20 protein-coding genes are annotated in these 20,236 nt (G+C 68.4%); 12 read left to right on the top strand and 8 right to left on the bottom strand.

Annotation, left to right across the window (positions count from 1 at the left end; translation table 11 throughout):
- Window positions 1-109 precede the first annotated feature (109 nt).
- From OG225_RS21650 to meaB, 3 genes are read left to right on the top strand one after another with little or no spacing between them, the layout of a single operon-like run.
- The gene (locus tag OG225_RS21650; RefSeq protein ID WP_405177008.1) at window positions 110-1,966 is read left to right on the top strand and encodes a methylmalonyl-CoA mutase family protein; all 1,857 of its coding nucleotides are present in this window, start codon (window positions 110-112) and stop codon (window positions 1,964-1,966) included.
- Window positions 1,966-4,230: a methylmalonyl-CoA mutase gene (scpA, locus tag OG225_RS21645; protein WP_405177007.1), complete on the top strand. Its 2,265-nt coding sequence runs from the start codon at window positions 1,966-1,968 to the stop codon at window positions 4,228-4,230. The genes OG225_RS21650 and scpA overlap by 1 nt, the downstream gene beginning before the upstream one ends.
- Window positions 4,227-5,270 carry a methylmalonyl Co-A mutase-associated GTPase MeaB gene (gene meaB / locus OG225_RS21640; RefSeq protein WP_405177006.1) on the top strand — a complete coding sequence of 348 codons (1,044 nt, stop codon included), beginning with the start codon at window positions 4,227-4,229 and terminating at the stop codon, window positions 5,268-5,270. Before scpA ends, meaB begins: the two co-directional genes overlap by 4 nt.
- A gap of 116 nt (window positions 5,271-5,386) precedes the next feature.
- On the opposite strand, the gene OG225_RS21635 is transcribed toward meaB, so the two are convergent.
- The 3 genes from OG225_RS21635 to OG225_RS21625 form a co-directional block, all read right to left on the bottom strand.
- Entirely contained in the window at window positions 5,387-5,959 is a 573-nt protein-coding gene (locus tag OG225_RS21635) for a DUF3558 domain-containing protein (protein WP_405177005.1), read from the bottom strand.
- Window positions 5,956-6,345 carry a hypothetical protein gene (locus OG225_RS21630; protein ID WP_216908383.1) on the bottom strand — a complete coding sequence of 130 codons (390 nt, stop codon included), beginning with the start codon at window positions 6,343-6,345 and terminating at the stop codon, window positions 5,956-5,958. The genes OG225_RS21635 and OG225_RS21630 overlap by 4 nt, the downstream gene beginning before the upstream one ends.
- A 208-nt stretch (window positions 6,346-6,553) precedes the next feature.
- Window positions 6,554-7,291: a TetR/AcrR family transcriptional regulator gene (locus OG225_RS21625; RefSeq protein ID WP_232839946.1), complete on the bottom strand. Its 738-nt coding sequence runs from the start codon at window positions 7,289-7,291 to the stop codon at window positions 6,554-6,556.
- A 74-nt stretch (window positions 7,292-7,365) separates the two neighbouring features.
- Between OG225_RS21625 and OG225_RS21620 the strand changes: the two genes are divergently transcribed.
- From OG225_RS21620 to OG225_RS21605, 4 genes are read left to right on the top strand one after another with little or no spacing between them, the layout of a single operon-like run.
- On the top strand, window positions 7,366-8,241 hold the full coding sequence (locus tag OG225_RS21620) for a metal-dependent hydrolase (protein WP_405177004.1): 876 nt from the start codon (window positions 7,366-7,368) through the stop codon (window positions 8,239-8,241).
- Between the two features lie 47 nt (window positions 8,242-8,288).
- Window positions 8,289-9,299: a PDR/VanB family oxidoreductase gene (locus OG225_RS21615; RefSeq protein WP_405183326.1), complete on the top strand. Its 1,011-nt coding sequence runs from the start codon at window positions 8,289-8,291 to the stop codon at window positions 9,297-9,299.
- A 46-nt stretch (window positions 9,300-9,345) separates the two neighbouring features.
- Window positions 9,346-10,830 carry a flavin-containing monooxygenase gene (locus OG225_RS21610; protein ID WP_405177003.1) on the top strand — a complete coding sequence of 495 codons (1,485 nt, stop codon included), beginning with the start codon at window positions 9,346-9,348 and terminating at the stop codon, window positions 10,828-10,830.
- Entirely contained in the window at window positions 10,827-11,792 is a 966-nt protein-coding gene (locus OG225_RS21605) for a short-chain dehydrogenase/reductase (RefSeq protein ID WP_405177002.1), read from the top strand. Before OG225_RS21610 ends, OG225_RS21605 begins: the two co-directional genes overlap by 4 nt.
- A 15-nt stretch (window positions 11,793-11,807) precedes the next feature.
- On the opposite strand, the gene OG225_RS21600 is transcribed toward OG225_RS21605, so the two are convergent.
- Window positions 11,808-12,512: a TetR/AcrR family transcriptional regulator gene (locus OG225_RS21600; protein ID WP_405177001.1), complete on the bottom strand. Its 705-nt coding sequence runs from the start codon at window positions 12,510-12,512 to the stop codon at window positions 11,808-11,810.
- 169 nt (window positions 12,513-12,681) lie between these two features.
- Between OG225_RS21600 and OG225_RS21595 the strand changes: the two genes are divergently transcribed.
- Genes OG225_RS21595 through OG225_RS21580 form a run of 4 tightly spaced genes read left to right on the top strand, consistent with a single transcriptional unit; the run spans window position 12,682 to window position 15,767 of the window.
- Window positions 12,682-14,256, top strand: coding sequence for a succinic semialdehyde dehydrogenase (locus OG225_RS21595; protein ID WP_405177000.1), 1,575 nt, complete (start codon window positions 12,682-12,684; stop codon window positions 14,254-14,256).
- A 30-nt stretch (window positions 14,257-14,286) separates the two neighbouring features.
- Entirely contained in the window at window positions 14,287-15,117 is an 831-nt protein-coding gene (locus tag OG225_RS21590) for an SDR family NAD(P)-dependent oxidoreductase (RefSeq protein WP_405176999.1), read from the top strand.
- Window positions 15,118-15,162: 45 nt separating this feature from the next.
- Window positions 15,163-15,450 carry a hypothetical protein gene (locus tag OG225_RS21585; RefSeq protein ID WP_405176998.1) on the top strand — a complete coding sequence of 96 codons (288 nt, stop codon included), beginning with the start codon at window positions 15,163-15,165 and terminating at the stop codon, window positions 15,448-15,450.
- Window positions 15,447-15,767 (top strand): hypothetical protein, encoded by a 321-nt coding sequence (locus tag OG225_RS21580; protein WP_216908397.1) that lies wholly within the window; start codon window positions 15,447-15,449, stop codon window positions 15,765-15,767. Before OG225_RS21585 ends, OG225_RS21580 begins: the two co-directional genes overlap by 4 nt.
- 36 nt (window positions 15,768-15,803) lie before the next feature.
- Here the strand turns inward: OG225_RS21580 and OG225_RS21575 are convergent, their stop codons facing one another.
- Together OG225_RS21575 and OG225_RS21570 are read right to left on the bottom strand one after the other, a co-directional pair.
- Window positions 15,804-16,634 (bottom strand): putative protein N(5)-glutamine methyltransferase, encoded by an 831-nt coding sequence (locus OG225_RS21575; protein ID WP_405176997.1) that lies wholly within the window; start codon window positions 16,632-16,634, stop codon window positions 15,804-15,806.
- Window positions 16,635-16,840: 206 nt separating this feature from the next.
- Window positions 16,841-17,710: a YdcF family protein gene (locus OG225_RS21570; protein WP_405176996.1), complete on the bottom strand. Its 870-nt coding sequence runs from the start codon at window positions 17,708-17,710 to the stop codon at window positions 16,841-16,843.
- A gap of 209 nt (window positions 17,711-17,919) precedes the next feature.
- Between OG225_RS21570 and OG225_RS21565 the strand changes: the two genes are divergently transcribed.
- Complete coding sequence (locus OG225_RS21565) at window positions 17,920-18,774, top strand: bifunctional 5,10-methylenetetrahydrofolate dehydrogenase/5,10-methenyltetrahydrofolate cyclohydrolase (RefSeq protein WP_405176995.1); 855 nt, start codon at window positions 17,920-17,922, stop codon at window positions 18,772-18,774.
- Window positions 18,775-18,794: 20 nt separating this feature from the next.
- Here OG225_RS21565 and OG225_RS21560 read toward each other — a convergent pair whose 3' ends face one another.
- Together OG225_RS21560 and OG225_RS21555 are read right to left on the bottom strand one after the other, a co-directional pair.
- The gene (locus OG225_RS21560; protein ID WP_405176994.1) at window positions 18,795-19,529 is read right to left on the bottom strand and encodes a hypothetical protein; all 735 of its coding nucleotides are present in this window, start codon (window positions 19,527-19,529) and stop codon (window positions 18,795-18,797) included.
- Window positions 19,530-19,785: 256 nt separating this feature from the next.
- Window positions 19,786-20,214, bottom strand: a complete 429-nt coding sequence (locus tag OG225_RS21555; protein ID WP_405176993.1) for a MarR family winged helix-turn-helix transcriptional regulator — start codon at window positions 20,212-20,214, stop codon at window positions 19,786-19,788.
- Window positions 20,215-20,236: the final 22 nt, after the last annotated feature.

Raw genomic sequence — 20,236 nt, 5'->3', positions numbered from 1 at the left:
AAGAAACGGGACGAATGCTCGTTAACCGAAGTACTCGCTGACCTGGGCGGATATGGAGGTAATGGGCGCGCACAGTGGGTGCGCCATCTCGAGTGGAAGAGGGAAAGCAGTGCCGATTGCTTCAGAACCGGCCGCCGAGTCGGTACCGGAGTACGCCGCATGGCGTAAGGGAGTGGCCGGCGTCCTGGCGAAGGCCCGCAGGGTCGAGATCGCCGAATTGCCGGAGGAGCCCGAGCATCTGCTCGCGGAGACCACCTACGACGGACTCACCGTCGCCCCCCTGTACACCCGTCGAGACGAGCTGCCCGAGCAGCCGCTGCCCGGCGCCTTCCCCTTCGTGCGCGGACGCGACGCGACCCGTGACGTCCACCGCGGCTGGTACGTGACCGCGCCGGTCACCTCGTCCGACGCGGCCGCCGCCAACCGGGAGATCCTGTTCGGTCTGGAGAACGGCCACAGCGCCGCGTGGATCGCCACGGGCGAGCGCGGAGTGCCGGTCGAGCAGTTGCCGACCGCGATCGCCGGACTGCTCTTCGAACTCGCGCCGCTCACGGTGAGCGCGGGCCCCGAGGTCGCCGCCGCCGCCACGCGGATCTTCGCGGTACTCGACGAGTACAAGACCCCGGACCGGGCGGCGATCACGGTCGCCCTCGGCGCCGCTCCGCTGACGAGCCGTTTCGCCGGCGTCGACGACGCGGGCCTGCCGGAGACGCTGACCCTCGCCGACCGGGCCATCGCACGCGAGGAGACGATCCGCGCGATCACCGTGGACGGCACCGTATTCCACGACGCGGGCGCGTCCGACGCCCAGGAACTCGGCGCCGCCGTGGCCGCCGGCCTGGAATACCTGCGCGCGCTGAGCCCCGGCCGCGATATCGCCGATGTGCTCGGTCAGCTGGAATTCCGGTACGCCGCCACCGACGACCAGTTCGCCACCATCGCCAAATTCCGCGCCGCGCGTCAGCTGTGGGCGCGAGTGGCGCACGTGTGCGGTGCGCCCGCCTTCGGCGACGCGCCCCAGCACGCGGCGACCTCGGCGGCCATGATGACCCAGCGCGACCCGTGGGTGAACCTGCTGCGCACCACCCTCGCCGCGTTCGGCGCGGGCGTCGGCGGCGCGGACACCGTGACGGTGCTGCCCTTCGATTCCGCGCTGCCCGTCGGCGAACTCGGCGTCTCGAAGTCGTTCTCCGACCGCATGGCGCGCAACACCCAGTTGCTGCTGCTCGAGGAATCGCGCCTCGGCCACGTCCAGGACCCGGGCGCGGGTTCCTGGTACGTCGAGGACCTCACCGCCGCCCTCGCGGACAAGGCGTGGGAGTTCATGCGGGAACTCGAGGCCGCGGGCGGCTACACCGCCGCGCTCGACTCGGGTCTGCTCGCCGAGCGGATCGCCGAGACCCGCGCGGCCCGCGACGCCGATGTGGCCCACCGCAAGACCGCGGTCACGGGTGTGAACGAATTCCCGAACCTGGCCGAGAAGCCGCTGTCGGAAACCGCCCGCGAAAGCGGTCTCACCACCCGATACGGCGCGGCCTTCGAAGGGTTGCGCAACCGGTCCGACGCCTACCTGGCGGCGAACGGCGCGCGGCCGAAGGCGCTGCTGGTTCCGCTGGGCACGGTGGCCGAACACAATGTGCGCGTCACCTTCATCGCGAACCTGCTGGCCTCCGGCGGTATCGAATCGGTCAACCCGGGACCGCTCGACGCGGACGCGATCGCCGGTGCCGCCGCCGAATCCGGCGCCACGATCGCGGTGCTGTGCGGTTCGGACAAGCGTTACGGCACCGAGGCGGGCGCGGCTGTCGACGCCCTGCGCGCGGCGGGTGTCGGCACGGTACTGCTGGCCGGTGCCGCGAAGGCGGTCGCCGATCTGAGTGAGACACAGCGTCCGGACGGATACCTCGCCGCGAAGATCGACGCGGTCGCGGCACTGTCCGGCCTGCTGGAGAAGGTAGGAGCCTGATGACTACGCGCGAAGTCGAACATGTGATCGGCAGTTTCGCCGATGTGCCGCTGCACGAGCGCGCGCCCGAACCCGCCGCGGTCGACGCCGCGCAGGTGAAGGAATTCGTCGCCGAGGCCGCCGAGGCGAATCACTACACCCCCGATCAGCTGGTGTGGGCGACCCCCGAGGGCATCGACGTGCCGCCGGTGTTCACCAAGGCCGATCGTGACGCCATCGTGGCCGAGGGGTTCCCGCTCGACAGCGTTCCCGGTGTCGCGCCGTTCGTGCGCGGTCCGTACCCGACCATGTACGTGAATCAGCCGTGGACGATCCGCCAGTACGCGGGTTTCTCCACCGCCGCCGATTCCAACGCCTTCTACCGCCGCAATCTCCAGGCGGGACAGAAGGGCCTCTCGGTCGCCTTCGACCTGGCCACGCACCGCGGCTACGACTCCGATCATCCGCGCGTGCAGGGTGACGTCGGCATGGCCGGTGTCGCGATCGACTCGATCCTGGACATGCGCCAGCTCTTCGATCACATTCCGCTGGACCAGGTTTCGGTGTCGATGACGATGAACGGCGCGGTGCTGCCGATTCTCGCCCTCTACGTCGTGGCCGCCGAGGAACAGGGCGTCACGCCCGAACAGCTGGCCGGAACCATTCAGAACGACATTCTGAAAGAGTTCATGGTCCGCAACACCTACATCTATCCGCCCAAGCCCTCGATGCGGATCATCTCCGACATCTTCGCCTACACCAGCTCGAAGATGCCGAAGTTCAACTCGATCTCCATCTCCGGCTACCACATCCAGGAAGCGGGAGCGACCGCCGATCTGGAACTGGCCTACACCCTCGCCGACGGCGTGGAGTACATCCGGGCCGGTATCGAGGCGGGTATGGAGGTGGACAAGTTCGCGCCGCGACTGTCCTTCTTCTGGGCCATCGGCATGAACTTCTTCATGGAGGTCGCCAAACTCCGTGCGGGACGGCTGCTCTGGAGCGAGCTCGTCGCGAAGTTCAACCCCAAGAGCGCCAAATCGCTGTCGCTGCGCACCCATTCGCAGACCTCCGGCTGGTCGCTGACCGCCCAGGACGCCTACAACAATGTGGCGCGCACCTGCATCGAGGCGATGGCCGCGACCCAGGGCCACACCCAGTCGCTGCACACCAACGCCCTGGACGAGGCGCTAGCGCTGCCGACGGATTTCTCCGCCCGCATCGCCCGCAACACCCAGCTGCTGATCCAGCAGGAGTCCAACACCACCCGCCCGATCGATCCGTGGGGCGGCTCGTACTACGTCGAATGGCTCACCCACCAGCTGGCCAACCGGGCCAGGGCCCATATCGCCGAGGTGGAGGCGCACGGCGGTATGGCCCAGGCCATCGGCGAGGGCATCCCGAAGTTGCGCATCGAGGAAGCCGCCGCGCGCACCCAGGCGCGCATCGACACCGGGCAGCAGCCGGTGATCGGCGTGAACAAGTACCAGGTCGAAGAGGATCAGCAGGTCGAGGTTCTCAAGGTCGAGAACTCCCGCGTGCGGGCCGAGCAGATCGAGAAGTTGCAGCGGCTGCGCGCCGACCGGGATTCGGGCGCGGTCGAGCGGGCGTTGAACGAATTGACTCGTGCGGCGGGCTCTTCCGAGGGCGGCATGCAGAACAACCTGCTCGCCCTCGCCATCGACGCCGCGCGCGCCAAGGCCACCGTCGGCGAGATCTCCGACGCGCTGGAGAAGGTCTACGGCAGGCATCAGGCCGAGATCCGCACTCTGTCCGGCGTGTACCGCGACGAGGCAGGGAAGGTCACCAACATCACCACCGCGGTCGAACTCGTCGAGGAATTCGCGGAGGCCGAAGGCCGTCGCCCGCGTATCCTCGTCGCGAAAATGGGTCAGGACGGGCACGATCGAGGACAGAAGGTGATCGCCACCGCCTTCGCCGACATCGGCTTCGACGTCGATGTGGGCCCGCTGTTCCAGACCCCCGAAGAGGTGGCGCAGCAGGCGGCCGACAACGACGTGCACGTCGTCGGTGTGTCCTCGCTCGCGGCGGGCCACCTCACGCTGGTGCCCGCTCTGCGGCAGGCACTGGCGGGCGCGGGTCGTCCCGACATCATGGTGATCGTCGGCGGCGTGATCCCGCCCGGTGATTTCGACGAGCTCTACGAGGCGGGCGCCGCGGCGATCTTCCCGCCCGGCACGGTCATCGCCGACGCGGCGATCGACCTGCTGAAGAAGCTCGGCGCCGAACTCGGTCACGGCGCGGACGCCACCGCGACGGAATGAGCGAAGCAGGTTCGGCCGCCCCGCAGCGGGCGGCCACGCGCCGTGCCATCGATGTCGACGCACTCGCCGACGCGGTCCGCGCCAACGAACGGGCCGCCTTGGCGCGGGCCATCACCCTGGTGGAATCGACCAGGACCGACCACCGGGATCTGGCCCAGCGGCTGCTGCTGAAGCTGACACCGGAGGTGCAGGGATCCGACAGCACCGTGGTGTCGAATCGGGTCGGCATCACCGGTGTTCCCGGCGTCGGCAAGTCGACGTTCATCGACGCGCTCGGCATGTCGCTGATCGGGAAGGGCCATCGGGTCGCGGTCCTGGCCGTCGACCCGTCCTCCACCCGCACCGGCGGCTCCATCCTCGGCGACAAGACCCGGATGGCGCGGCTGTCGGTGGAACGCGACGCCTTCATCCGGCCGTCGCCGACCGCTGGCACGCTGGGCGGTGTCGCCAAGGCGACCCGCGAGACCATCGTGCTGTTGGAGGCGGCGGGTTACGACGTGATCCTGGTCGAGACCGTCGGCGTCGGCCAGTCCGAGGTCACCGTCGCCAATATGGTCGACGTGTTCTGCTTCCTGACCCTGGCCCGCACCGGAGATCAGTTGCAGGGCATCAAGAAAGGCGTTCTCGAACTCGCCGATCTGGTCGCGGTGAACAAGGCCGACGGCAGACACGAGATCGAGGCCAAGGCCGCCGCCCGTGAACTCCAGGGCGCGCTCCGTCTGATCCACCCGCACGACGCACTGTGGCGCCCACCGGTTCTCACCATGAGCGGGCTGGAAGGCATCGGCCTGGACAAGTTCTGGGACACCGTCCTGCAACACCGCCGGGTCCTCACCGACGCGGGCGAATTCGACGAGAAGCGCCGCCGTCAGCAGATCGACTGGACCTGGACCATGGTGCACGATCAACTGCTGCGCCGTCTTGCCGACAACCCGAGGGTGAAATCCCTTCGCGCCGAAGTCGAATCGCAGGTTCGCGAAGGCACTCTCACCGCGGCGCTCGCCGCTCAGCGTTTGCTCGACGCCTTCGACGGATCCTGATCCCGGTGCTCGTCGCGACCGCCCCGCGCTGCTTGTCGCCGATCATCCCGAACAGCAGTGGCGTGCACTGCGCGCCGACCGCGCCGAGATCCCCCACGCCGTCGAAGCGGCCGCCGTCAACTGCCCTCGGGCAGTAGCGGAACCACCGCTTCGGCGATCTCGGTGACGTTGTCGCAGGGCGACAGTCCGCGCGGATGGGCGCGACGCGGATCGTCCACCAGGATGAACAGGGAACCGGATTTCATCTCGACATTGATGGTGCACCCGCCCGGCACGTCGGGGCGTGCCTCGTATCGCATCGCTCGGCGTCCGCCGACGGTCGTCGCCATGGCGACGGGGAATTTCTCCCGCACGGCGATCAGGGTCGTGTCGGTGGTCTGCACGCGGAAGGTGTACGCGCCCGAGGCGGTGTAGGCGCATCCCTTCCAGGAGGAGCCGCCCGCATTGTCGATCCGTGGCTGCGGCGGGCGAGCATCCCACCGGCGCTGCGCGAGGAACGGTGGCGTCAACGCCGCGCACGGGTCGAAATTGATGGATCCCGAATCGGCGCTGGTGGTGAGTGTCGCCGTGGTGACCGGTGCGTCGGCGGTGGGCATCGCGGTACCGTCGGCGCCGCACGCGGTGAGGGCGAGCGACAGTGCCACCACGCCGAATCCGAGGACACGCCCGCCGTGTCTTCGGCGGTTCACTGCCGTATTTCCCGGATCCCGCGCGCGAAGTCCTCGTCGGTCCGCTCGTAGGTTTCGCGAATCGTGGTGAGCAGCGACCGGATCTCGGTGGCGACGTCGATGTATTCGGCGAGGGTGTCGTACGCGTTGTCCGGCCCGCCGAACGCCTGTTGCCTGAACAGGGTGACCAGTTCCCGTGCCGAGGACAGGCGCGTATTCGTCTCGCCGAGTCCCCAGGCCGTGCGCTCACCAAGCGCCCGCGCGTCGTTCCTGGCCAGCGACAGTTCGAGAATCAGCTCCTCGCAGGCCCTGTCGAGTTCGAGGAAGGTCTGCGGTTCCATGCGCACGGTCAGCGCGCCGGATTTCGCGTCCTCGACGAACCCCCCGAACGGACTCTCCACGGACATCCGTCGCCCCTTCCGATAGTCGCGTTACCCATTGAGACGCACGCGCCGGGAAAACGGTTCCATCGAAACACAGGAGAGGCGGTTCGCGCCGTGTCATTCACGGACGAAGCGTCCTGGAATGACACGGCCGTCGATCATCGGATCGGGAACCGCGGACCGGAAGTCCGCCGCCGGGGCGCGGGCGCGACCCTCTCGCGGATCCACGATCCTAGAATTCCGATTCGCGCGAACCACGTTCCCGCGCGACGGATTCGGGCTCCGGCGGCCCGGAGCGGATCAGCGCGATACCGGTGAGCAGTCGGGCGGCGTGTTCGTCGAACCGCTCCCGCGACACCGGGATCGAACCGGTCAGCCACGGCCGGTACAGATACGCCAGTGATCCGAAGATCGCGTTGGCGTTGAGCACGCTGTCGGTGTGATCCGGGGCCGGATTGCGGTAGTCGCCCGCGCCGATCGTCAGGGCGATGGGCGCGGTGAACAATTCGATGAGCTCGTCGGCGCGCGCGGTGAGCGCGGGGGTGGCCTGGCATTCCACGAACATGATCCGCCCGCGTCGGCGATCGTCGGTCAGGAAATCGGTGAACGCCGCGACGCAGTGCAGGAACATGGCGTCGCGATCGATCGGCGCGGTGGTCAGCGCGTCGAGGAGATGGTCGCGCGCCGCCAGCACCACGGTTTCGAGCACGGTGGTCATCAGGGCGTCGAGATTGGGAAAACTCTCGTAGAAGTACCGCTCGGTGAGTCCCGCCTGACGGCAGATGCCGCGCATGGACGTCTCGCCCGCGCCGACGGTGCCCATCAGCTCGATTCCCGCCGCGACCAGCTGTTCGCGGCGCGCGGTGACCCGCTCGGCGGGGGCGAGCCCGCGCCAGCGTCGGGTGCCGGGCTGGGTTGCGTCCGATTCGGCGACCATGACGCCGATCTTCTCATATCCAGAAGTAGACATCAGCTGATGTTGACATCATGTGATTTCAGAAATACATTTCGTATGTCCGGTTTCATCGAGGAGACGTGAGGACCATGGGTTCCGCTGCATATACCGATCAGGCGCACGCCATCCACGCCCGCGATGTCAGCTTCGACTTCGCCTCGGTGCCGATGCACTACATTCCCGGCGAGGTCATGGCGACGCACATCATCAACGTCATGCACCTGGTGCTCCCGGAAGGGGAGCGGGCCATGGCGCAGGCGCTGACCGAAGCGCTTCCGCTGATCTCCGACGAACGCCTCGCCGAGGAAGTCCGCGGATTCATCGGCCAGGAATCCATGCACGCCGGTTCGCACGAACAAGCGCGTCGGCAGTTGGAACAGCTCGGTCTCGAGGTCGGACCGATGGTCGAACTGATGTCGTGGCTGACCGATCGGCTGCTCGGCGATCACGGCCTCACCGGCCGTGCCAAACACGCGTGGCTGTGCGAACGGCTCGCTCTGTTCGCGGGGATGGAGCACTATACCGCCGTGATCGGCGAATGGCTGCTCACCAACGACAAACTCGAAGCCGCGGGAATGCATCCGGCGATGCTCGACCTGATCCGCTGGCACGGCGCCGAAGAGGTGGAACACCGCAGCGTCGTCTACGACGCGTACATGTACGTCGACGGCAGTTACGCCAGGAAGGCGCGACAGGCGGTCATCGCGAGCGTGGGACTGCTCGCCCTGTTCGCCGCCTCCGGCGGCTACCTGTTCCACCGGGATCCCGAGCCGACGAAGGGCCGCTGGTGGCCGTGGCAACTGGCCGGCGCCTCGGTGCGGGGCGTGGTCCCGAGTTTCACCACCTTCTTCACCGAGATCCCGCGCTACCTGCGTCCCGGATTCCATCCCTCGCAACTGGGCCCGATGGACAACGCGCTGCGCTACCTGGCGAAATCGCCCGCCGCGCGAGGCGGCGTGTCGTGAGCGACGGGTTCCGTCCCGGCGCGGGGGTGCGGCTGCTGGTCTCGGCGATGGACGCCTACAAGCTGGTTTTCGTGGAAACCGCTGCCGCGCGGGTGCTCTCGCGCCCGCGTCCGGTGCGCCGCGAGGGATACGACCGCACCGTGGTGATCGACCGCGTCCGAGTCGAAGCCGACGACGTCGTCAGCCTGACCTTGCGCGATCCGCGACGCGCGCTGCTACCCGAATGGACGCCGGGTGCGCACCTGGATGTATTCCTGCCGTCGGGCAGGCAACGCCAGTATTCGCTCGACGGCGACCCGGCCGATCGCGCGAGCTATCGGATCACGGTACGTCGCATCGCCGACGGCGGCGGCGGTTCGGCCGAGGTGCACGACGCGATGCGTCCCGGTGACCGACTCCGAATCCGCGGCCCCCGCAACGCATTCCCCTTCATCGCCGCCGAATCCTATCTCTTCGTCGCCGGTGGTATCGGCATCACACCGATCCTGCCGATGGTCGCCGCGGCCGCTCGCGCGGGCATCCCGTGGCGGCTGGTGTACGCGGGGCGCTCACGCGCGAGTATGCCGTTCCTGGAAGAACTGTCGCGGTTGCGCGGCGGGGAGCTGATCGTGCGACCCGACGACGAATTCGGCCTCGCGGGCCCGGCCGATCTCGTCGACCGGGTGGCCCCGAATTCCACCGTCTACGTCTGCGGTCCGCCCGCGCTGATGGAGGCGGCCTGCGCGCGGGTGGCCTCCCTCGATCCGTCGGTCGCCCTGCACACCGAACGATTCTCCGCGCCACCGGTGCGTGACGGTGTCGCGTTCGATATCGCGCTCACCAGGACCGGCCGCACCGTGCGCGTCGGCGCGCGGGAATCGGCGCTCTGCGCCATCCGGCGGGTGCTGCCCGGCGTCGCCTACTCGTGCCGGCAGGGATTCTGCGGAACCTGCAAGGTTCGGGTGCTCGACGGCACGGTCGAGCACCGCGACCGGCTGCTCGCCGACACCGAGCGCCCCGATTCGATGCTGACCTGCGTATCACGCTCGCGCGGTGGCGAACTCACGCTCGACCTCTAGCTGCTCGGCGGGCGAGGACGCCCGCGCCGGAAAGGATTTGGCTGGCATGGCCGTAGATATTCGCGCACACGATATTCCCGAACACCTCTCGATCGCCGTCATCGGCGCGGGTATCGCCGGTATCGGACTCGCGGTGAAATTGCGCGAAGCCGGATTCGAGGACTTCCTCGTCTTCGAACGCGCCGACGATCTCGGCGGCACCTGGCGGGCCAACACCTATCCCGGTGCCGCCTGCGATGTGCCGTCGCACCTGTACTCGTACTCGTTCGCGCCCAACCCCGACTGGTCGCGCACCTACGGCACGCAACCGGAGATCCTCGCCTACCTGCGCGGTGTCGCCGACGAACACGACGTGCGGCGGTACATGCGTTTCGGCGCGGACCTCGAACAGGCGCGCTGGGACGAACCGGAGAACCGGTGGCGGTTACGCACCGGCCGCGGCGAACTCACCGCCGATATCCTGATCTCGGCCGTCGGACCGTTCAGCGAGGCGCAGATCCCCGCGATGCCGGGCCGGGACACCTTCGCGGGCAAGCAGTTCCACTCGCTGCACTGGGACCACGAGCACGATCTGACCGGCGAGCGGGTGGCCGTCATCGGCACCGGCGCGTCCGCGGTGCAGTTCATCCCCGAGATCCAGCCGGTGGTCGACTCGTTGACGGTCTTCCAGCGTTCCGCGCCGTGGATCGTCTCCCGTCTCGACCGCACCACCACCGGCGTAGAGCGCGCGGCGCTGCGCCGGATGCCATTGCTCGGCAAAGCGATTCGCGGCGCGTTCTACGCGGGTATCGAGGGGTTCGGACTCGTCGGATTCGTCGACAAACGTTTCCGGCATCCCTACGAGACGCTGTCGAAACTGCAACTGCTGCGCCAGGTCCGCGACCCCGAACTGCGCCGCAAACTCACCCCCGACTACGTCATCGGCTGTAAGCGCGCGATCTTCTCCGACGCCTATTTCCCCGCCCTGACCCAGCCCAATGTCGAAGTGGTGACCGAGGGCATCCGCGAGATCCGCCCGCATTCCGTCATCACCACCGACGGTGTCGAACATCCGGTCGACACCCTGATCTGGGGAACCGGATTCGGTATGCCCGCGGGCGTTTTCGAACGGGTCCACGGCGCGGACGGACTGTCCATCGCCGACCACTACCATCGCCGTCCCAGCAGCTACCTCGGCGCCGCCATCGCCGGTTTCCCGAATTTCTTCTGCACCCTCGGTCCGTTCGGGGCGGCGGGTAACCAGTCCGCCATCTACATGATCGAAGCCCAACTGCACTACATCGTCGACGCGCTGCGGACCATGCGCGAGCAGGGTTTCGGCCGTGTCGAAGTCAGGAAGGACGTGCAGAGCGCCTTCCTCGACGAGGTCGCCGAACGCAGCCGCGAGACCGCGTGGCTCACCGGTGGCTGCCGCAGCTACTACCAGACCGCCGACGGCCACAATTCCGGTCTGTATCCGAACTGGAGTTTCGAATACCGCCGTCGCACCAGGCGTTTCGACGCCGAATCCTACGAATTGAGTGGCCGATGAGCCTGACGGACCTGCTGTCGGTACGCAAACTGCTCGCGGCGGTGCCGTCGGTGTCGCAGAGCGCGGGCGCCCTCGACCCCCGAGGCAAGGTCGCGCTCATCACCGGCGCGGCCACCGGGATCGGGCGGGCGCTGGCCGAGGATCTGCACGAACGCGGCGCGCGCGTCGCGATCCTCGATATCGACGCCACCGCGGCCGAGACCGCCGCGCGTGAGCTGGGGGAGCGCGCGCTGGCCGTCACCGCCGATGTCGCCGACCGGCAGACCATGCGCGCCGCCGTCGAGCGGGTGCACGCGACCTTCGGCCGCATCGACGTGGTCGTCGCCAACGCCGGAGTGGTACCGGAACCCGCGACGATCGCGACCATGGATCCGGCCGTCTTCGATCGTGTCGTGGCCATCAACCTGATCGGCGTGTTCAACACCGTGCACCCGGCGCTGCCGCACATCATCGACGTCGGCGGACACGTGGTCGTGGTGTCCTCGGCCGCCGCCTTCGCCCCCGGCATGGCCGGTTCGCCGTACATGACGACCAAAGCCGCCGTCGAACAATTCGGTCGCGCCCTGCGCGTCGAACTGGCGGCGGCGGGTGCGACCGCGGGCGTCGCCTACTTCGGCATCGTCGACACCGCCATGACCCACGGCACCCTCGACGACGACGAATTGGGCCGCGCGGTAGGCGAATTGCTGCCGTGGCCGCTGAGCCGCCGCATCTCCGCCCGCGAGGGCGCCGCGTCGGTCGCCGAAGGTATCGTCCGCCGCGCCCCCCGCACCATCGCCCCCATCCAGTGGGAGCCCTACGCCCTGCTGCGCGGCGCGATCAACGTCGTCCTCGACGATCGCCTGACCCGCGACGCACGCGTCGCGGACCTGATCCGGCGTGTGGAACAGCGGGTGATCGCCCGCCGCGCAGCGGGTGACGGATCGCGGGAACGCACCGTGACTCCCTCGGCTGTCGACTAGCCGGAACCGGTCCCGTCAATCGGCGCTTTCGGGGAACAGTCCCGGCAGCCCGAGGGCGTATTCGAGGTCGGTCCTCGTCCCGAGGGTGGTCAGCAGGACGCGGATCATGGTCAATCTGGCCTCGGCGACCACTTCGGGATCGGGTTCCGCGCCGGGACCGGCGTCGGCGGAGATCCGGAAGACCACGTATTCGCAGACGTGCAGCGCGGCGTCGAGGTCGAGGGGGCTGGGCGCGGGGCGGCCGAGCGCGGCGAAGGTGTCGCGCACCGAGGCCCGGATGTCGTCGAAGGCGCGTTCGCGGTATTCCGACACCGGTGAGGCCGGGTCGTGGAGTTCGGCGAAGAGCGGGCGCAGCATCGCGCCGTGGCCGCGTGCCCAGTCCAGATAGGCGTCGATGAGGCGGATGCCGAGTTCGACGGGTTCGTCGGTGCCCGACAGCGCGGTACGGATGCCACCGACCAGCCCGGCATTGGACGTGGTCAGCAGCGCGTGCAGCGGTTCGACCGCGTTGCCGAAGTAGCGGTAGAAGGTCGGACGGGCCAACCCCGCCTGTTCGATGATCTGCGCGACGTTGAGCCCCCGCGACCCGGTTCGGGTGAACACGGCGGCGGTGGCGGCCACGATCCTGGCGCGGACCTCGTCGGCCTGCTCCCTCGTCTGCGGCGGCCTGCCCCGCCGTGTGGTGGAGGTTTCGGCCGCGTCGGAGCTACTTGTCGACATGGTGACTCCTCACAGCGGCCCGACCTGCGGATCTGTGGTGCACACCGGAGAGCTTGACACGGGATACGGCACAAGGATTAATCTAACACTAGTGTTCAGTAAATAGCTGACGGGCTCGGCGCACCGCCGGACCCACGAGCCGTATCCGATCCACGAGAGGGGCCGACCGATGACGACCGCCCGCAGGCTCGCCGCAGAACCCACCGCGCTGCCCGCCGCCCTGGTGCAGCCCCTGCTCGATCTCGCCGTCGCGGGCGGCGCGCCCGCCGTGGAGGTATTCGCCCCCGCCACCGGCGCGAAGATCGCCGATCTGCCGCAGTCGTCCACGGCCGATATCGACCGCGCCTTCGCCACCGCGCGGGAAGCTCAGCGCACCTGGGCGCTGCGTCCGGTGCGCGAGCGGATCGCGATCCTGCGCCGCTTCCACGACATCGTGCTGGACGAGCAGCAGACGATTCTCGACATCGTGCAGGTCGAAACCGGTAAATCGCGCGCCCACGCCTTCGACGAGGTCGGCGACGTCGCGGTCAACGCCAGGTACTACGCCTCGGTCGCGGACAAACTCCTGGCCGACCGCAAACCGCGCGGTGTGCTGCCGGTACTCACCCGCGTCGAGGTGCGCCACCGCCCGAAGGGCGTCGTCGCGGTCATCTCACCGTGGAACTATCCGCTCGCGCTCGCGGTATCGGACGCGGTGCCCGCGCTGGTCGCGGGCAATGCCGTGGTCTCGCGCCCGGACAACCAGACCGCGCTGACCGCACTGTGGGCCATCGCCGCCGCCGAGCGCGCCGGCCTCCCGTCCGGGCTGTGGCAGGCGGTGCTCGGCCGTGGTTCGGCGATCGGCGGCGAGGTCATCGCCCGCGCCGATTACGTCGACTACACCGGGTCGAGCGCCACCGGCCGCACCATCGCCCAGCAGGCCGGGGAACGCCTCATCGGCTACTCGCTGGAACTGGGTGGAAAGAATCCGCTGCTCGTCCTGGCCGACGCCGACATCTCGCGCGCCGCCCGCATCGCCATTCGCGCCTGTTTCGCCTCCGCCGGGCAGCTGTGCGAATCGATGGAGCGGATCTACGTGCACGACAGCGTGTACGACCGTTTCGTGTCCGAGTTCGTCAATCACGTGAAGGCGATAAAGCTCGGCGGCGCACTGGATTTCAGCAGCGACATGGGTTCGCTGACCTTCCAGCGTCAGATCGACACGGTTCGTTCGCACGTCGAGGACGCCGTCGCCAAGGGCGCGACGGTGCTCGCGGGCGGCCGCGCCAGGCCCGACCTCGGCCCCTACTTCTACGAACCCACCGTGCTCGCCGACGTGCGCCCCGGAATGACGGTGTACCGCGAGGAGACCTTCGGTCCCGTCGTCTCGATCTACCGCGTCGGCAGCGACGAGGAGGCGATCACGGCCGCCAACGACACCGCCTACGGACTCAATGCCAGTGTGTGGACGAAGGATACGAGTCGTGGGCGTGCGGTCGCGGCGCGCATCAACGCCGGATCGGTGAACGTGAACGAGGGGTTCATCGCGGCATGGGGCAGCGCCGACGCGCCGTCGGGCGGACTCGGCATCTCCGGAACCGGGCGTCGTCACGGTCCGGAAGGACTGCTCAAGTACATCGACACCCAGACGATCGCGACGCAGCGCGTGCTGCCGATCGCGCCGCTGCCGGGAATGTCGGAGGAACTGTGGGCCAAGACGATGACGCTGTATTTCTCGGTCATGAAATCACTGCGCCAGAAATAGCCCGCACCACGACTCAGGAATGGGAAGCCGATGAAGCTCGACACCGTAGCCGGTAAGAAGGTCCTGGTCACGGGCGCCGCGATGGGCCTGGGCAAACTGTTCGCCGAGCGCGCGGTCAGCGAGGGCGCGGCGGCGGTGGTGCTGTGGGATATCAACGAGACCACGCTGAAGGAGACCGCCGCCGAATTGGCCGAACGCGGCGGACGGGTGCATCACCACGTGGTCGACGTCTCCGATCGCGACGCCATCGCCGAGGCGGCGGCCGCCGTGCGCAACGAGGTCGGCGATATCGACATCCTGGTCAACAACGCGGGCATCGTGCGCGGCAACAGGTATTTCTGGGAAACCGAGAATCGCGCCGATATCGACAAGACGATGGCGATCAATTCGCTGGCGCCGATGTACATCACGCTGGAATTCCTGCCCGCCATGGTGCGCGGCACGGGCGAGGCTCGGGTGCTGAACATCGCCTCGTCCGCCGGTCTGGTGTCCAATCCACGCATGAGCGTCTACGCCGCGTCCAAATGGGCCGCGCTCGGTTGGTCGGATTCGGTGCGCATCGAACTGGAACAGGCGGGCAATGCCCACGTGAAGGTGACCACGGTCTGCCCGACCTATATCGACACCGGCATGTTCGACGGTGCGAAGGGTTTCTGGTTCACCCCGATCCTGCGACAGGACGCGGTCGTCGACACCTCGTGGAAGCAGATGAAGGCGGGTAATCCGCTGGTCGTCCTGCCGTGGACCTCGCGCCTGAACAAGGCGCTGTCGGGCGTGCTGCCCATCAAGGCGCGCGATCTGTTCCTGAATACCGTCGGCGTCTACCACTCCATGGACGAGTACACCGGCCGCGACAAATAATCGGCACTCCCAGCTGCGGTAATACCTTGGTATTATCGACACACAATGCAATACGAGTGGTGGTATGGAGCCCGGGAGCATCTGCGACGAGCCGGGGTCGAACCCTGGGAAGTCATGGAAGTCCTCTATTCGCCCACGCGCTGGCCCAGGCCCGCGCGCACGCCCGAGAACCTGCCGGTGCTCACGGTGTGGGGCCGGACCGAGGAGGGCCGCCCGATCGTGGTGCTGCTGCGGCAGCCGCCCTCCGCGCCGGGCACCTGGGAGGTCGTGATGGCCGCCCCCATGCGACCACTGCAATTGCGTGAGTACGAGGCATGGGAGGCCCAGCGGTGAGAGATCTACGCGCAGGCGAGGATCCGGAAACGATCCTGGACTCGCTGACCTACGACAACCCGGCGGATACCGCGGTGACGCCCCCGCTGCCGCCGACGACCACCGAGATCGAACACGCCATGTCGGTGGTCCGATCACTGAAGATGTCACCGGAGATGGACCGGCGCGTCAAAGAAGCCGCCGCCGCCCACTGCGTCACCCAGTCCATGCTCATCCGCCAATACATCGAGATGGGCCTGGCCGCCGAGCAGCCGGAACGCATGATCCCGCTCTCCGACGCCATCCGCGTGCTCTCGAATCTGCGGCCTTCGGCGTAGGGGAACCTCGTCCGGGGGACGATGCCGGTCCCGAGGTCACTCGGATAGCGGTAACTGTCCCGCTACGGGCCTGCGTGCGATGACCGCAGTGGCGTAGTACTCCTCGCTCGACCGCACCTCCGCCGCCAACCCGTGCGCGCGCAGGATATCGGCGGCGACGGGAGCCTGTTCGTCGCTTTCCTCGACCAGCAGGTGCCCCCCGGGAGCCAGCCAGGTCGGAGCCGCTTCCGCGACGCGGCGCAGGATGTCCAGACCGTCTACGCCGCCGTCGAGCGCCCGACGCGGTTCGTGATCGCGAGCCTCCGGCGGCATCCGCGCGATCATGTCCGTCGGGACGTAGGGCGTATTGCAGAGCAGGATGTCGACGCGTCCACGCAGGTCGACCGGCAGCGGTTCGAACAGATCGCCTTCGTAGACCAGTGCGTGCCACGCGCCCAGATTCCGGCGGGCGCAGACGATCGCGGCGGGCTCGATATCGGCGGCGACCAGGTCCACCGGCATCCGATCGGCGGCCAGGGACGTGGCGAAGGCCATGGCGAGTGCGCCCGATCCGCAACACAGGTCCAGGACGACGGGTCGAGCGATTCCCGCCGCCCGTACCGCGGCCACCGCCTCGTCGACCAGGAATCCGGTCCGCTGCCGCGGCACGAACACCCCGGGTGTCACCCCGACCCTGATCCCGTGGAATTCGGCCCATCCCAGCAGATGTTCCACCGGTGTCCCCGACACCCGGCGTGCGACCAGCACGTCCAGATCCGCGCCCGTCTCCGCGGCGGCTTCGGTCAGCAGCGCCGCCTCGGCCTCGGCGAATACGCATCCGGCCGCGCGCAGTCTCGCCACCACCTCGAGACGGTCCGTCGATGTCACGGGGCCATACTGCCCTCTCCGGCCGGGGAGATGCCAGCGTATTCCGGGCGCGCGTCGGCCGTTGGGACGCGGTCGCGCACGCCGACCGATGAACTGGGAGGTCACCGCGGTCGGGCGCACCGGGCCTCGCACAGTTCGACCGACATACTTCGGAGGAAGCCGTGTCCGCCGGCGTCACGCCGGGCGGACACGGCGACCGATACGGGTCAGCGCGCGGTGGAGAGCTGGAACGTGCGAGTCGCGTCCAGGTAGATGTAGCGCTGGCTCGCGCGCGACGGCGGCGGCAACTGCGACACCAGTTCGTCCATGGACGTGGTCGCTCCGACGACGTGGGTGCCCGCGACGATGAAATCCGCGACGGCGCGCCTGATGTGGTTGGGGGAGGTGACGACCACCGCGCTCGACGCCCCGAGATCGCGCAGCATGCGGGTGCTGAACAGTGCGTTCTGCACGGTGGACCCGGACCGGTTCTCGATGAACACGCGGCTGGGCGGCAGACCCTGGCGGACCAGCCAGTGGAACATGGCGTCGGCTTCGGTGATCCCGTCCACCGGCGCGCCGCCGGTGACGATGACGGGGGACAGCGGCGACACGATCGCCTGCAACCAGGCGGCCGCGAGCCGGTTCACCAGTTCCGGCCGTAACACCCCGCCTGGCAGCAGACCGTAGCCGAGTACCACGATGCCGGTCTGCGGGCCGACCAGGGCGGGCAGTGGATTCGGCAGCGTGCCGACCGCGGCGTTGATGGCGTTGAGCACATTGGTCGTGCCCGCCGCCATGCCGGGATCGACCGCGTTCAGCCTGTCCATCGAATCCGCCAGCGCGGGAAGATCATTCGCGTACTGCGACCAGATGGCCTGGAGCGACAGCGCCTCGGCGTCGGCCGGATCGGCCCCGATCAGGGCCCGCAGATCGGCGCGGCCCGCGTCGTCGTTGCCGTTGCCGAAATTGCGCTGGGCGGAGTTGTACAGTGCGTCGGTATCGGCCGCGTGCGCGGGGACGCCGACCAGTCCGGTGAGTGAAACGGCCGCGAAGGTGGACGCGACCAAGGTTTTCCAATGCCTCGAGATTCTCACTACAGTTGACACCTTTCCACGCGTGAAACGGGGGTTGTCGGCACGTCAGCTGGCAGTTAGCCGGGGGCAAGCTGCCCATACGATACGGCTGGTCAGCGCGATAGGCGCGCAATTGCGAAGGGGGTCGTGCGACCTGTGTCGGCCGCGACAGGCCGCAGTGGTGGTCCGGCATGACCGGCCATGCGGCGTCCCCGATAGGGTGGAACACCGTGGATACCGCTTCGCTGACCGGCAAGGAACTCGCCGCCGCCATCAACGCCGACACCAAGGCGCGCGCCGCCACGCTGACCGAGGCGGGAACCGCGCCACGTCTGGCCCTCGTCGTCGCCAACGACGACCCGGCCAGCGCCTGGTACGTGAACTCGCTGCGTAAAGCCGCCGAACGACTCGGAATCGACTGCGACCGTATCGATCTCGGCGCCCACGCGAGCGCCGAGATCATCCGCGCCGAACTGGCGGCTCGCAGCGCCGACGCCGCCGTCGACGCGATCATGCTCCAGACCCCGCTGCCCGCAGGCGTCACCCTGGACGACGTGAGCTCGTCCATCGTCGCGAGCAAGGACGTCGACGGCGTCAGCCCGCTGTCGCTCGGCCTGCTCGCCGCCGGACTCGACGGTTTCGTGCCCGCCACCTCCGAAGCGGTGGTGGAACTACTGAAGCATCACGACATTCCGCTCACCGGCAAACATGTCGCCGTCGTCGGCCGCTCCAACGTGGTCGGCAAACCGCTCGGGCAACTCCTGCTCGCCGAGAACGCGACCGTCACCATCGCCCATTCGCGCACCGTCGACCTGCCCGCCGTGACCTCGGCCGCCGATATCGTCGTCGCGGCGGCGGGCCGGATCGGGCTGGTCACCGGCAAGCACGTGGCCGAAGGCGCGGTCGTCGTCGACGTCGGCACCAACGAGGCCGCGGACGGCGGCATCGTCGGCGATGTCGAAGCGGAATCGGTGCGCGGCACAGCGTCCGCCCTGAGCCCGGTGCCCGGCGGCGTCGGGCCGGTCACGACCGCGCTGCTCATGCGGCACGTGGTGGTCGCCGCGGAAAAGGCTCGCGCCCACTGAGATTCGAGGAGCGGGGCCGATTACGGCGCGGGTGCGATTCCGGTGATCACCGTCTTGCCGTCGACCTTCGCCGTGGCGACGGCTTGGGCGCTGTAGGTGAACGCCGCCGCGCCGGGCCGGTATTCGGTGACGGTCACCAGGTACTGCCCGGCGAACGCGCCGGGGGTGATGCTCACGCAGTGGGTGGTGCCGACCGGAATGGAATCGATGCCCTGCTGGATGGCGGCCTCGGTGGACACCGACGCGTTCGGCGCGACGATCGAGCGTGCCACGGTGGCGGAACGGGCCACGTAGTAGGCGTGCTGGAAGGCGAAGATGGCCGCGGGCCCGGAATCCGAACCGCCCGCGCCGTTGCCCTGGATGCGATTGCCGACACGTTCGGCGGGGCATTGCGCCACCGCCGTGCCCTGGGAAGAGGCGGGGACGACGACGATTTCGGTCGAACTGCTCGACATGACCGATTCCGCGGCCGGAGCGCCACGGAGTTGGAAGAAGGCGACGCCGAGCAGAACGGCCGCCGCGACCGATCCGGCCAACGGCATCAGCCATTTCGGAGTCGCGGGCTTGCGCTGGGGACGTCTGCGGGTGGATCGATCGATGAGGCGGGCGAAGGCGTCGGCGGGGACCGTCTCGCGTTGCGGACCCGGCTCGAAAGGCGAGGGTTCCTCGTCGAAACGCGGTAGGTACATCGGAATGGTGGGTGCGTCCGCCATCCAGTCCGACCAGCCGCCGTCGAATTCCCGGTCGGATGACACCGGTATGCCGGAGGTCCTTCGCCATGCTCCCGGTCGCAGACCTATGTCCGGTCGATCCATTACCCCGCCTCCATCAGGTCACACCCGTCGAGTTCGTTCCCGCATTCGATTCCGCCCCCGGAACGATACTGCCGTCGCGCCGACCTCGACGGGTCTCGGTCGTGCCATTGCTGATCGGTTCTTCGAAACCGTTCTATCGCAGCCGATTCTAGCCAGCACCCGCCGTAAAGGGGTGGTGGCGCGCTGATGTCGCGGCTCAGGCCCCCGCCGCGTCCAGTGCCGCGAGCAGTTCGCGCAGGGTGTCGCGCTGATCGGGACTCAGGGTGGCGAACACTTCGGCGGCGGCCTCGCGCCGTGCCCGTGCCATCCGTTCGAGGACGGCGGTCCCGGCGTCGGTCGGGGTGACCAGAGTGGATCGGCGGTTGCCCGGGTCCGGGGTCCTGGTCGCCAGGCCCGCGGATTCGAGCGCGTCCACCACCGTGGTGGCCGAGCGGGGGACGATTCCGAGCCGCTCGGCGAGTTCGGCCATGCGAAACGGTTCGGACGCGTGACCGAGGAAGCGCAGCGCCCGCGCCTGTCCGGGGGTGAGGCCGAGCGGCGCGAGGCGGGTCATCTGATTGCGGCGGATGCGTTTGGCGGTACGCAGGAAGAGTTCGGGGAGGTCGGGTTCGGGGCCGCTGTCCATATACTGAGCTTAACTCATTGTT

It is taken from the genome of Nocardia sp. NBC_01377 (assembly GCF_045040005.1).
Lineage (GTDB): Bacteria > Actinomycetota > Actinomycetes > Mycobacteriales > Mycobacteriaceae > Nocardia > Nocardia noduli.
This window is presented reverse-complemented; position numbering and strand designations above follow the sequence as displayed.

Bases quoted from the DNA above. Each gene is read 5' to 3' on its own strand.
- scpA (WP_405177007.1), top strand. From the start codon at position 1,966: ATGACTACGCGCGAAGTCGAACATGTGATCGGCAGTTTCGCCGATGTG.
- meaB (WP_405177006.1), top strand. From the start codon at position 4,227: ATGAGCGAAGCAGGTTCGGCCGCCCCGCAGCGGGCGGCCACGCGCCGT.
- OG225_RS21630 (WP_216908383.1), bottom strand. From the start codon at position 6,345: ATGTCCGTGGAGAGTCCGTTCGGGGGGTTCGTCGAGGACGCGAAATCC.
- OG225_RS21625 (WP_232839946.1), bottom strand. From the start codon at position 7,291: ATGTCTACTTCTGGATATGAGAAGATCGGCGTCATGGTCGCCGAATCG.
- OG225_RS21620 (WP_405177004.1), top strand. From the start codon at position 7,366: ATGGGTTCCGCTGCATATACCGATCAGGCGCACGCCATCCACGCCCGC.
- OG225_RS21615 (WP_405183326.1), top strand. From the start codon at position 8,289: ATGGACGCCTACAAGCTGGTTTTCGTGGAAACCGCTGCCGCGCGGGTG.
- OG225_RS21610 (WP_405177003.1), top strand. From the start codon at position 9,346: ATGGCCGTAGATATTCGCGCACACGATATTCCCGAACACCTCTCGATC.
- OG225_RS21605 (WP_405177002.1), top strand. From the start codon at position 10,827: ATGAGCCTGACGGACCTGCTGTCGGTACGCAAACTGCTCGCGGCGGTG.
- OG225_RS21600 (WP_405177001.1), bottom strand. From the start codon at position 12,512: ATGTCGACAAGTAGCTCCGACGCGGCCGAAACCTCCACCACACGGCGG.
- OG225_RS21595 (WP_405177000.1), top strand. From the start codon at position 12,682: ATGACGACCGCCCGCAGGCTCGCCGCAGAACCCACCGCGCTGCCCGCC.
- OG225_RS21590 (WP_405176999.1), top strand. From the start codon at position 14,287: ATGAAGCTCGACACCGTAGCCGGTAAGAAGGTCCTGGTCACGGGCGCC.
- OG225_RS21585 (WP_405176998.1), top strand. From the start codon at position 15,163: ATGCAATACGAGTGGTGGTATGGAGCCCGGGAGCATCTGCGACGAGCC.
- OG225_RS21555 (WP_405176993.1), bottom strand. From the start codon at position 20,214: ATGGACAGCGGCCCCGAACCCGACCTCCCCGAACTCTTCCTGCGTACC.